Here is a 12,307-nt window from a genome sequence, read left to right as displayed (position 1 = left end):
CGGGTCTGTTTTTCCTTGGGCGGAGTCTACAGATGAGTATTAATCCTTGCGTACCCCCGCAGGTTGACCTGCTGACCGGGTGCTTCGATGCGCCGAATGTCCAGCGTAAATCAACCTGCATCAGCGATCTTTCCGGCGTATTTCGTGATGAGTCCGCACGTCAGGCTTTACCTGATGACCTCAAGGTGTATCAGGTTGAAATGCTGGTGTCACCACAGCAGGAGGGCGAGTTGCATAGCGGCACGACGCATCTGATGCCGGGCAAAGTGGGTGACGAGTTTTTTATGACGCGCGGGCATTTTCATCAGCGTCGTGAGCAGGCTGAATTCTATTTCGGTCTGCGCGGTCATGGCATCTTGTTGCTACAGCCTGAGAACGGTCCCGCGTATGCCGAACAGGTTTTCGCCGGCAGCGTTCACCATATCCCTTCTTATACCGCTCACCGTCTGGTGAATACCGGTGCTGAAATTCTCTCTGCTTTAGCCGTATGGCCGGTCGTAGCGGGGCATGATTACGAGGTTCTACAACCTGATGGCTTCAGCCTGCGCGTTTATGATCGCGAAGGCAAAGTCTCTCTGGAGGCTGCGCGTGTCTGATTCCTCCGTGCGTGATTTTGGGCTGCCATTGAGCATTACCCGCCAGCCGATGGGATTTGTTTACCATCAGGACGTGACCGGGCCGGTTCCGGAGATCCGCACGCTGGATCAAATACGTCCATCGCTGCGCGATCCTCAGTGTGACGGGCCGGAACAGGTCTATGCGATTGCCATGGACGTCGCCCGCCATATTCACCATCAGGTGCTTCAAACCCGTATGTTGCTGTTTGGCGTGGTGACCTATGCGTCGGGGCGTCTGGGGGATGAGCCGGTACGCAGCCAGGGGCACGTTCATCGTATCAGCCAGCACAGCGGCTGGTCGCCGCCGGAACTGTATGAAATCTGGCAAGGCAAGGCAGTGATTTATATGCAGGAATACGTTGAACAGGATCCCGGCCGATGCTTTGCGATCCACGCCGGGCCGGGTGACAAAGTTCTGGTTCCACCGGGCTGGGCGCATGCCACTATTTCTGCTGACCCTCATACCCCGCTGACCTTTGCCGCGTGGTGCGATCGTGAATACGGATTCGAATACGACGCGGTGCGCGAGCGGAAAGGGCTGGCCTGGTATCCGTTACTGCAAGGCGACCACATTACGTGGCAGCAAAACGCTCACTACTCCCCGGCGCGGCTGTATGCAACGCAGCCAAGACACTATGTTGAATTTGGTATTACCGCGGAGCCTTTGTATCGCCAGTTTGAAGAGGATCCCGCGCGCTTACAGTTTATTTCTGACCCCGGCAGTGTGGCCGATAAATGGGTGAATTTTGTGCCTTAGCCCTGTGGCATCACCATCAAAATGGGCGACTGATTGAGCCGCCCATTTTGCATTCTGACCAGCGCTGACTTGAACCTAACCCAATACCCCGGAGGCCACGCCAAGCGCCGCCAGCACCAGCAGACTGACCATCGCTTTTACCGGCGACAAGCCCCGCTTTGCCATAAAGTACCAAACGCCAATCACGACTAATAAAGGCATGAGCTGAGGGAAGATTCCGTCGAGCATCTGCTGAACGTGGATATTCACGCCATCTTTAGTGACGAACTCTAACCCGGTCCCGAGTTTTACATAACTCGCCGCCACGCCGCCCATCACAAATACGCCCAGTAGTGAAAGCGCCTCGCGCAGCTTGGTCGATTTGCTGCTCACCAGCACTTCGACAGACCCCGATCCCATGCGGTAGCCTTTCATGAACAGCCAGTAAGAGCCGCAGATCATAATGGCGTTAAAGGAAATGATGTAAAACAGCGGCCCGATAATACTGCCTCCCGCCGCCAGCGCCATCCCGATACTGAGTAAAATAGGGATAAGCATGCCTGGGATCATCGAGTCCCCAATCCCGGCGATGGGCCCCATCAGCCCCACTTTCAGCGTGTTAATCGCTTCACCATCGATAGGTTCGCCATTCGCCTTTTTCTCCTCAAGCCCGACGGCCATCCCGTTTACGATAGCGCCGATTTGTGGCTCGGTATTGTAAAAGGAAGCGTGGCGGCGCATGGCTTCAATGCGTTGTTTAGGATCGCTGTACAGCTTTTTGATGGCGGGCATCATCCCGAGACAAAAACCGAAGGACTCCAGACGCTCAAAACTCATCGAGGAAAGGTTGTACATCATCCATGCCCGCCAACAACGGCGCAGATCTTTCTTATCGAGTGAAACCGGTGTGGTATTCATCAGAATTCATCCTCGTCATCAGTGGGCGTCGGTGAAGCAGATGCGCTGACCGGCTCAGGCTTGTAGTTGTAGTGAATCAAAGAGAGCAGCGCACCGACGATAACCAGTGCCACCATGTTCAGATGCAAAAAGACGATGCAGATAAAACCGACCAAAAAGTAGATCCACAGCGTATAGCTTTTGATGATCTGCTTGAGCAGAATCGCAATACCTACCGCAGGCAAAATGCCGCCGACCACGCTCATGGTCTTGATAATGATTTCAGGCAGGCTATCCATGAAGGCGCTGATGTACTGCGCGCCGAAAAACACGGCGATAAATGTAGGGATAAATCTCAGCAGGAAGTTAGTAATTTGCGGGCCAATAGCGCTGTTGAAGTAGACGCCGCGTTCATCGCCTTTTTCTAAAGAGACATCAGCGCGGTGGTTCCAGTACGAGTTCAGCACCATCATAACGTTGAATAAAATCGTGCCCGCTATGCCGATGGTGGCCGCCAGCGCAACGGCGACGTCGGTCCCTTTTCCGGATAAAATTCCCAGCGCAATGGCGGGAAATGCGACGAAGTTGAGATCCGAAGGCATAGAGCCGCCGGGTGTCACCATGGCGATATACACGGCCTGCACGGCAACGCCGATGATGATGCCGGTCGTGACATCCCCGAGAATAAACCCCACTAACATGCCCGAAACTAACGGACGGGTTATGGTGTACCAGCCGCCGGTCAGCCCCAGTAACCAGGGGGTGCTGAGTGCGCCGAGATAACAAAGTATCCCGATAAGCGTTGCTTCAAACCACATAAGTTGCCTCTTTTAATTGAGTTTTTTTTGAGCATCTTGCCACTGATAAAAGCTGCCATCCGGCACTAACCGAAATTCAATCCGATATCCGAGATTGCTGAGAAAATTAAAGGCATCAATTTCTTCTGCGTTCACCGACTGATTAGGGCCAATCACCACGGTATGACTGCGTGAACTCATTGGTCCTACGTTGATTTTTTGATTGAGATTGGTGAGGTCGATTCCCGCCTCAATCAGACGCCGTAAGGTCACAGGCGATTTTCCTATGACGAAATAGCGCTTTTCGCTCGCGATCACCTTGGGCAATTTGGTGATCGCTGTTGCTACGTCAAAAAGCCAAACTTTAGTGTCAGAAACCGCGCCTTTCATCACCGAAGAGAGCAGGGGATCGGCGGCGACATCATCATCAATAGCCACGATGCCGTCGCAGGGCAACTCTTTGGCCCAGCGCGTGACCAACTGCCCATGAATAACCCGATCGTCAATGCGTACAAAGGATAGTGCCATGATGACTCCTTAAAATTCTTCGTCAGGTTTTGCCTGTGGCGGCCGGGCATAGATCATGGATTCTGCCGCTTGTGCGATCAGCGTTTGGGCGACGAAATGCACATCGGTTTCATCCAGAAAATCCATGCTCATCAGCAACATGGGGAAGTTGACGCCGCAAATCACGGCGACGGGTTTCAGAGCATCGGCAGAGAATGAATGGCAACAGGCGATATTAAATGGCGTGCCGGACTGCATGTCGCACAGCACCAGAATACCGTCGGCAGACGCGCTCTGCTTTTTGATTTCCAGAGCGAACTCCAGCCTGAATGCGTCAATACCGTCTTCATCACGCAGGCTGACAAACGTGGTTTGAGCCAGCTTGCCATAGACCATTTGCGCGCTGTCCAGCAGCCCTTCGGCGAACTTCCCGTGGGTGGCTAACAGAATATGAATCATGGTTAACCCCTTACCCAGGCTTTGAGCGTGGCCAATGTTTTACCTTGCCCGTTAACGGGACGAATGCGGTATTTCCCCACGGCGGCGGGAACAATAAAGGTTTCCGCGTAATGCACCGTGAACGGGGCAAAGCGGTTATCAGGACTCTCTACGACGGCCTCTTCACCCTCAACCAGATTGAGCACATTCACCCGTCCTTCAGTATCATGGTCAACGGCCTGACTGAACCAATGGCGGCGGGTCTCAATAAACTCACGTTCATGTAAGCCTGTGCGCTCTTCACGCCAGCCATCGCCGCCGCACAGAGGCTCAACTCGGTTAATCAGATGTGACTCTACCCACTCAGTATCCCGAGCCCAGTCAATAACCTGTTCGCCATGCTCAAGATGCACCGGGCGGGGGAGGCCATCGAGGCCCAGACGGCCCCAGTCCCATAGCTTGAAGGTGAAGATATAAGGTGTGGCGCTGATCTCCAGCACCATGGTGCCTGAACCCGAACAGTGAATGGTTCCTGCTGGGATGAGAAAGTGATCGTGTGTTTTGGCAGGGAAGCGGTTGATAAATTTCTCATCATCAAAGGCTTTTTCACCGCGCTGAGCGGCGGCTAAATCCTGCATCATCTCCTGAGGTTGAATCCCTGTCCGGGTGCCCAGATAAACCTGTGCATCGGGCTCGGCGGCGAGAATGTAATAGCTCTCATCCTGGGTGTAGTGCATCCCGAAGGTTTGCTGAATATATTCGGTCAGCGGGTGAACCTGACAGCTGAGATTCTGACCGCCAATGGTATCGAGAAAATCAAAGCGAATCGGGAATTCAGCGCCAAAGCGGGCGTGAACTTTTTCGCCTAACAGAGGCTGAGGGTAGAGCAGGACTAAGTCCTGAGAGGGGATCTCAACCCGAACGTTGCCGAACCGCATTAGCAGGCTGTTTTCCTCGGGCACGCAATCAAAACACCATGCGTAGTTCGGGGCTTCCGGGTCGAGATCAAAGCGGTGTTTCATCCACTGGCCGCCCCATACGCCGGGGTCGAAAAACGGCACCACGCGAAAAGGTTGGGTCGTAGCCTGTTGCAATCCGGCGTGAAAAGCCCCGCCGGTGATCAGTACAGGATGCTGTGACTGGTTTGTGTCGAGAATGAAATCGGCACATTTCAGCAGCGGTGTTTTGTGTCGATCAAACACCCGCCACTCGACGAAAAAGGCGCGTTTGTAGCGGCGGAGCAGATCTTCACTGACGTTATCCACTCCCCAGTTACCCAGCTCGCCGCGGCGGAAGCGCTGCTGTATCTGCCAGCGAGCCATATCGGCATATACCAGAATGTCACCGCGTGTGATGAGCGCTGCACCGGGGCCAAATACCACCGTTAGGCCTTCTGCAGCGCGGATTTGTGCCTGCAACGTACGGATTTTTTCCTCATGGAAAAACTCGTTCAGCTGATGGCAGGACATCACGCCAAAGACGCGATCGTCGGTCAGGTTGCGTTGGATCAGTGCGTGTACATCAGTTTCAGACCGCTTCGCCTGTGATGCGTCGACCAGCAGAGAGGCTGGGAGTTTTTCAATCAGCTCATGACGTAACTCCGCCAGATCGACCCCCGGATAGCAGTCGATCACCAGTACCGTGCTGGCCGGTGAGCGGTTGGCAATCTGCTGCAAAAGCGTGCAGCAGATTGCCTCCCAGCCTTGCCATGCAGCATGGTCATAACCTTTAACGCAAATCTCTGGGGATTTATCGTACGAGGTGGAACGTGTTGGTAATGACATGGCCTGCTTTCCCTTTGGTGTTGTATTTTTCATCATTTCTGACACAAAGATTAATCGATTAACCGTAAATTGCACCAGACTGCTTAATGCGATTAACTTCATAAAAGAGGATAAAAACGGCTATATACGTGCCCTGATGTGAGTGCGCTCACGAAAATAAGTGGATTTTTACACAATTTCTGGTTAATCGATTTATCTTGAAGCGAATGACTCTGGAGAATCTGATGGCTACCATTACTCTGGCGGATGTCGCCGCCCACGCTCATGTATCGACTGCAACGGTATCACTGGTATTACGCAACCAGGGGCGCATCTCGGAGCCGACCCGTAAACGCGTGCTGGCAGCGCTTGAGCAACTGGGGTACGTCTACAACCAGACGGCAGCCAACCTGCGTAACCGCAGCAGTAATCAAGTGGGATTGCTGTTGCATGACATCACCAACCCTTTCTATGCCGAGATGACCGCCGGGCTAAGTGATGAGATGGAACGCCATCAGATGATGCTGTTTCTGGCGAATACGGCAGAGTCGGCGGAGCGGCAGCAACGCTTTGTGGATTCCCTTATGCAAAACAGCGCCAGCGGCATGGTGATGTGCGCGGCCAAGCAAACGCCTGCGCTGTTTTATGAAAGCCTTAAGCGCCGGCAGATCCCGGTGATCATGGCAGTCCGCCCTCCGGCTGACAGCGGGTTTGATTATGTCGGCACCGATAACTTTCTGGGTATTCAGCTCGCGACCCAACATCTGCTCAATCAGGGGCATCGCCACATTGCGTTTATCGGCGGGCATGAGGGGTCATCCACGCGCGCGCAGCGCCTCGGCGGGTACAGCAGTAAATTGCTGGAAAATCATATCCCTGTGCGCAGCGAATGGATTGTCAGTTGTGAAGCCACGCAAAGCTCCGGAGCTCACGCGTGCAATGAATTACTCGCCGCCTTTCCGCAGATCACCGCTGCAGTGTGCTATCAGGACATTGTGGCGTTAGGCGTGATGCTCGCGTTGCGGCAAAAAGACAAAGTGATTGGGCGGGATTTTGCATTGGTGGGTTTTGACGATATTTCGGAAGCCTCGCTGGTACAGCCTGCCCTGACGACGGTTTCCGTCGCTGCGCGTGAAATTGGGCGCAAGGCCGGTGAGTTACTGTTTAGCCGGATTCAGGGAAATGATGAACCACCAAAACGGATCATATTGCCGCCCTCGCTGGTGATCCGGGAATCCTGCGGGGCAGCGCGGCTATAGTGACCTAAAGGCCATTTACAGGCGGAACAGATTCTGCGGAGTGCCGACGGTAGCGGTCTGGACATGCAGCACGGCTCCGTCTAATTCGCCGGGTGACGTCAGGCCTTTGCGGGCTGAAGTGATAAACAGTTCACTCATATCAGGGCCGCCGAACGTGCAGCAGCTGGGTTGCGTCACCGGAACAGGAAGGGTATCGAGCGTCAGCAACTCCCCCTGATTGATTTGCTGGCGCAATAAACAGTTTCCACCCCAGCAGGCGGTGATCAGAAAACCGTCCTGAGAGACGGCTGAACCGTCAGGTGTTTTATTTCCGGAAGAAAAGCAGGAGATCTTCAGCGGATTGATGCGCCGTGCATTCGCCGAATAAAAACGTTTCTTCATGCTGTCAGCAAACCAGACCTTCCCTTCGTGCCACGCCAGAGTATTGGTGATCCCAATGTTATCCATCATCAGCACAGGTTTTTCATCGCCCATTTCATAGCGATACCACGCGCCGATCGTCTGCGCTTCTTTGAGGTCCATCGTACCAAACCACAGCGAACCGTCCGGCGCGATGGCGGCTTCATTGGGACGGGTGCCGTCTGCACCGACGTAATCACACAGTTTTTCTGTTTTGCTGAAGGCGTAATCGTAAAGATGTAACCCGTCCTGTGAGACCAGCAAAAAACGGTTCATCGATTCTGTCAGCAGCACAGCACTGGTGAGGGTCGGCAGTTTACGCGTTTCGGTTTTCTGCTGAGAGGGCCAGTAGCGCAGTAATTTCATATTAAGAATATCGACCCACAGCAACGACTGCGTGCGCTGGCACCAGACCGGGGTTTCACCTAAATCTGCACGATAATCATCAATGGCGGTGAAAGCAGAACGTAAAAATGCGGACATGCGTAGTTCTCCTGCAAGCGGTTAACGCTGAATCAGTTGCTGATAGTCAGTCTAGTCTGGCTTTAGTCGGAGAGGATAGGAGAATGGATGTAAAAATAATGCTAAAAAAAGGCCGCTTTCTATAAAAATGCACAGAAAACGGCCTCTGAAAGTCAGTCGTTAAGGCTTAGAAATCGTATCTCAAACGGATCAGGTTCATGTCACCGAGGTTATCGGTTGATGAAGTGAACACGTGTTCGTAATCAACGCGGAAGCCGTAATCGAGCTGGAAGGAAATACCCAAGCCATTATCGATACGCTGATAATCACGGCCAGTGACATAGGTCAAACGGTCACCCATGAAGTATGGCTGAATGGTTTTCACTGCAAACTGATCGATTGGGAAAGCATAACCCAGGAAGTATTCCAGACCGTACGCATCACCGGCGAAGAAATCATCGTCATTTTTCAGACTGGTGGTCAGGAAGTCGTGGTAGTAACCGCCGCCGAATGATGCAGTCCAGTTGCCCGGTTTCCAACTCAGAGCTGTACCAATGATGCTCTGGTTGTAGTCAGTGGACGTATTATCATTCGGGTTTTTCATTGTTGCGTCGGTGTAGTTGTACGCAGTACCCCAGGTCAGATCTTTGGTGATGTGATAATCCACACCGACAGAACCGCCGCTATTACGTTTGTAACGCAGACTATTTTTGCCGGTCAGCAGATCGTTATCTGAGAACAGATAAGACGCGTACACATCGGTATTGCCGAAGGTGTTTTTATATTTCAGCATTTTACGTGAACGGTAAGAACCGTCGTAGTCACCGTTTACACCATTGCCGGGTGCCTGGGCGAGCATATCGTAATCCCAGATATCTGTTTTCGCACCGACCACATCATAGTAGATGCTGTTTTGCTGGCCGAAAGTCAACTGACCGTAGGTTTTGCTTTTCAGTCCGGTGTAGAGCATACGGCGAGTGGTGTTATGTGCGCCGTCAGCATAGTGGTTATCCCAGCCAGTAATTGCCGGAACATTGACACCTAGCTCGTAATAGTTGATCCAGCTGATGTCATCAAACAGATAGTAATCACTGGAGAAACGGAAACGCGTACCACCATCAAAACCGTTGGTTTTGTAGTTTTTGACGCCATTTTGGAATTGCCACTGTGGACGAATACTGCCGCCGACCTGGAAATTCAGGCGGCTGAGTAAATCGTCTGGCTTGGGATCTTGTTTAATCAGAGTGATTTCGGCATGTGAAGCAAAGGCCGTACAGCCGAGGATGAGGCTGGCAGCAGCCCCTTGTGTGAACCTGTTCAATTTAGATTTCATGTAAAACTCCCTGTGCCAAAACGTTGCTCAAAACAAAAAAGTGGGTTTTGCGCCAATTCGTTCTGGCCGGATTTCTTATTATTCCCTTACATCATGGTAAGGGTGTCAGACGCACCATCGCTTTCGCCATGAAGCTGGCTAAAAATTAACTTTCGCAGGTTAAAATTAGCGAGCTATTTATTATCACATTCATTAATTTAATCAAGATAGATTTCGCATGTACAAAGCGGAAATAATGATAAAGATCGGAGAAAAGAGGTGGGCGTCGATTTTATCGCCAAATTATGCCCGGTAATCTCACTGGCGAGGCAGGCAGGTAGTAAAGGCAGAGGTAAAGGACGTACTATTGAGCCGGTAAAACAAAAGAGTGGACGGCACTGCGCCAGATGATTTTTATGCACATTTTTGCATGATTATTCGAAATGCGGTCAGAAGCCGGCTCGGCTATCCATTAACATAAAGTTGCAGTATAAGTAACCAAAATGGCGATGTATTTTACTGATGTTAACCGACCTGTATCATAATTTTCTAATTATGCGGCAATTTTGCTGGCCCCGTTGCTGTGGGGTCGTTAACCTGAATCTGCTTCAAGGCAGAACATATCGATTAAGAGAGAGATTATGAGTAACGCTGATATCCGCATGGCAATTGCGGGCGCGGGTGGTCGCATGGGCCGGCAGTTGATTCAGGCTGTATCACAGGCTGAAGGTGTGGTGCTTGGCGCGGCGATTCAGCGCAAAGGTTCTTCCCTGGTGGGTACCGACGCCGGTGAGATGGCGGGTGTGGGCCGGTTAAATGTGAAGGTGAGTGACAGTCTGGAAGATGTAGTGGATGATTTCGATATTCTGATCGATTTCACCCGTCCGGAAGGGACGCTGGCCTACCTCGAGTTTTGTCAGAAACATCAGAAAGCTATCGTTATCGGCACTACGGGCTTTGATGATGCCGGTAAGGCTGCAATTGTACAGGCAGCAACCGCTGTTCCGGTGGTTTTTGCGGCGAACTTTAGCGTGGGCGTGAATGTTGTCCTCAAACTTTTAGAAAAAGCCGCCAAAGTGATGGGCGACTATACCGATATCGAAATCATTGAAGCTCACCATCGCCATAAAGTGGATGCGCCATCGGGCACGGCACTGGCAATGGGGGAAGCCATCGCCGGTGCGCTGGGGCGTGATCTGAAAGAATGCGCGGTTTATGTCCGCGAAGGCTATACCGGTGAGCGTGATCCGAAATCTATTGGTTTCGCGACTGTCAGAGCCGGTGACATCGTGGGTGAACATACCGTGATGTTTGCTGATATTGGCGAGCGGGTTGAGATAACCCACAAGGCTTCCAGCCGGATGACTTTCGCAAATGGCGCAGTAAAAGCGGCTGTTTGGCTCTCATCACAGAAAAAAGGCCTTTATGACATGAAAGATGTCCTTGGACTGGATGATTTATAGTTTTTCTAAACCATTGTGATGTGGTTGTTTTGGTCATAGTGTTTTGATACAAGGGCGATTCCTTGATTGCCCTTTTCTTTTTTTTGTTTTTATATTGGCTTGGTGGATTTTATTAATCGAAGTCTGTAATAGTTGTTGTTTCCCTCTATTTTTCTGACCATTATGGTTATAAAACACCCACTCCACACCTCGGCATGTTCAACAATTCCTTTTTTTCTCGGGTTCTCAGATAAAACGCCTCGCAAACGGTTACTATGTGCAGATAGGTCGCTCTTTTATGGCAGTAGGGCATGGTTTTCACTGAGCTCAGCAAAATAGACAGAAATAATGGTGCTTTTGGTAGACAAAGCTGACTGCCATCATTAGAATGCGCCCAATTTGCCGAAAATTGTCTTAGGGGATGATTTTTGCATTGATTTAGATCGGTTAATCTGAATTAATATGCAAATAATATGATTGATTATTCCTGGAGGATGCTTTGATAAAGTCAGCGCTATTGGTTCTGGAAGACGGAACCCAATTCCACGGTCGGGCCATCGGGGCTGAAGGTACGGCAGTGGGGGAAGTGGTCTTTAATACGTCGATGACCGGTTATCAAGAAATCCTTACTGATCCCTCCTATTCCCGCCAGATCGTCACCCTCACTTATCCCCATATCGGCAATGTCGGCACTAACGCCGCTGATGAAGAATCCTCCGCAGTACACGCTCAGGGCCTGGTTATTCGCGATTTACCTCTTATTGCCAGCAACTACCGTAGTACAGAAAACCTCTCGGATTACCTCAAACGCCACAACATTGTTGCTATCGCTGATATTGATACCCGCAAACTGACCCGCGTGCTGCGTGAAAAAGGCGCACAGAACGGCTGCATTATTGCCGGTGATAGCGTAGACGCCGCTCTGGCGCTGCAAAAAGCTAAAGCGTTCCCTGGCCTGAAAGGGATGGATCTGGCGAAAGAAGTGACCACCGCAGAATCTTACAGCTGGCAGCAAGGCAGTTGGACGCTCGAAGGTGAGTTGCCGGAAGCGAAGAAAGAAGAAGAACTGCCATTCCACGTGGTGGCTTATGACTACGGCGCCAAGCGTAATATCCTGCGCATGCTGGTGGATCGCGGCTGCCGCCTGACGGTGGTTCCGGCGCAAACGCCTGCTGCTGACGTACTCAAGCTCAATCCGGATGGTATCTTCCTCTCCAACGGACCGGGCGACCCGGAGCCTTGCGACTACGCCATCGATGCGATCAAAGCCTTCCTTGAAACCGATATTCCGGTATTTGGTATCTGCCTCGGCCACCAGTTACTGGCGCTGGCGAGCGGTGCGAAAACCCTGAAGATGAAGCTCGGCCATCACGGCGGCAACCATCCGGTTAAAGATCTCGATAATAATGTGGTGATGATCACCGCACAGAACCACGGCTTTGCGGTCGATGAAACTAATCTGCCTGCCAATCTGCGCGTGACGCACAAATCACTGTTCGACCATACAGTTCAGGGCATCCACCGCACAGACAAACCGGCGTTCAGCTTTCAGGGCCACCCTGAAGCCAGCCCTGGTCCGCACGATGCGGCGCCACTGTTTGATCACTTTATCGAACTGATTGAGCAATACCGTTCTAACGCCACTCTTACGGGCAAATAAGTCAGGAGCAATAACAAC

General features: G+C 51.8%; 12 protein-coding genes. 5 read left to right on the top strand and 7 right to left on the bottom strand.

Annotation, left to right across the window (positions count from 1 at the left end):
• The first annotated feature begins 32 nt into the window (after positions 1-32).
• Both ACZRKO_RS13490 and ACZRKO_RS13485 read left to right on the top strand, forming a co-directional pair.
• Complete coding sequence (locus ACZRKO_RS13490; RefSeq protein ID WP_463737770.1) at positions 33-596, top strand: glucose-6-phosphate isomerase family protein; 564 nt, start codon at positions 33-35, stop codon at positions 594-596.
• Positions 597-645: 49 nt separating this feature from the next.
• Positions 646-1,374: a glucose-6-phosphate isomerase family protein gene (locus tag ACZRKO_RS13485; protein WP_463738099.1), complete on the top strand. Its 729-nt coding sequence runs from the start codon at positions 646-648 to the stop codon at positions 1,372-1,374.
• Positions 1,375-1,449: 75 nt separating this feature from the next.
• On the opposite strand, the gene ACZRKO_RS13480 is transcribed toward ACZRKO_RS13485, so the two are convergent.
• Genes ACZRKO_RS13480 through ACZRKO_RS13460 form a run of 5 tightly spaced genes read right to left on the bottom strand, consistent with a single transcriptional unit; the run spans position 1,450 to position 5,776 of the window.
• Positions 1,450-2,271: a PTS system mannose/fructose/sorbose family transporter subunit IID gene (locus ACZRKO_RS13480; protein WP_463737769.1), complete on the bottom strand. Its 822-nt coding sequence runs from the start codon at positions 2,269-2,271 to the stop codon at positions 1,450-1,452.
• Complete coding sequence (locus ACZRKO_RS13475) at positions 2,271-3,068, bottom strand: PTS mannose/fructose/sorbose/N-acetylgalactosamine transporter subunit IIC (RefSeq protein WP_463737768.1); 798 nt, start codon at positions 3,066-3,068, stop codon at positions 2,271-2,273. The genes ACZRKO_RS13480 and ACZRKO_RS13475 overlap by 1 nt, the downstream gene beginning before the upstream one ends.
• Before the next feature lie 12 nt (positions 3,069-3,080).
• A complete protein-coding gene (locus tag ACZRKO_RS13470; protein ID WP_463737767.1) occupies positions 3,081-3,575 on the bottom strand; it encodes a PTS sugar transporter subunit IIB in 495 nt (164 codons plus the stop codon).
• Between the two features lie 9 nt (positions 3,576-3,584).
• On the bottom strand, positions 3,585-4,013 hold the full coding sequence (locus ACZRKO_RS13465) for a PTS sugar transporter subunit IIA (protein ID WP_463737766.1): 429 nt from the start codon (positions 4,011-4,013) through the stop codon (positions 3,585-3,587).
• Positions 4,014-4,015: 2 nt separating this feature from the next.
• On the bottom strand, positions 4,016-5,776 hold the full coding sequence (locus tag ACZRKO_RS13460) for a class I mannose-6-phosphate isomerase (protein WP_463737765.1): 1,761 nt from the start codon (positions 5,774-5,776) through the stop codon (positions 4,016-4,018).
• 224 nt (positions 5,777-6,000) lie between these two features.
• Here ACZRKO_RS13460 and ACZRKO_RS13455 point away from each other — a divergent pair, with 224 nt between their 5' ends.
• Positions 6,001-7,014 carry a LacI family DNA-binding transcriptional regulator gene (locus ACZRKO_RS13455; protein WP_463737764.1) on the top strand — a complete coding sequence of 338 codons (1,014 nt, stop codon included), beginning with the start codon at positions 6,001-6,003 and terminating at the stop codon, positions 7,012-7,014.
• Positions 7,015-7,029: 15 nt separating this feature from the next.
• On the opposite strand, the gene ACZRKO_RS13450 is transcribed toward ACZRKO_RS13455, so the two are convergent.
• Positions 7,030-7,896 (bottom strand): SMP-30/gluconolactonase/LRE family protein, encoded by an 867-nt coding sequence (locus ACZRKO_RS13450; RefSeq protein ID WP_463737763.1) that lies wholly within the window; start codon positions 7,894-7,896, stop codon positions 7,030-7,032.
• Positions 7,897-8,062: 166 nt separating this feature from the next.
• Positions 8,063-9,208, bottom strand: coding sequence for a porin (locus ACZRKO_RS13445; protein ID WP_463737762.1), 1,146 nt, complete (start codon positions 9,206-9,208; stop codon positions 8,063-8,065).
• 620 nt (positions 9,209-9,828) lie between these two features.
• On the opposite strand from ACZRKO_RS13445, the gene dapB reads away from it, so the two are divergent.
• Both dapB and carA read left to right on the top strand, forming a co-directional pair.
• A complete protein-coding gene (dapB, locus tag ACZRKO_RS13440) occupies positions 9,829-10,650 on the top strand; it encodes a 4-hydroxy-tetrahydrodipicolinate reductase (protein ID WP_463737761.1) in 822 nt (273 codons plus the stop codon).
• 478 nt (positions 10,651-11,128) lie between these two features.
• Positions 11,129-12,289, top strand: coding sequence for a glutamine-hydrolyzing carbamoyl-phosphate synthase small subunit (carA, locus tag ACZRKO_RS13435; protein WP_463737760.1), 1,161 nt, complete (start codon positions 11,129-11,131; stop codon positions 12,287-12,289).
• Positions 12,290-12,307: the final 18 nt, after the last annotated feature.

The organism is Ewingella sp. C233 (genome assembly GCF_055407225.1).
The sequence above is the reverse complement of the archived record's forward strand: the minus strand, read 5'-3'. Positions and strand labels throughout refer to the sequence as shown.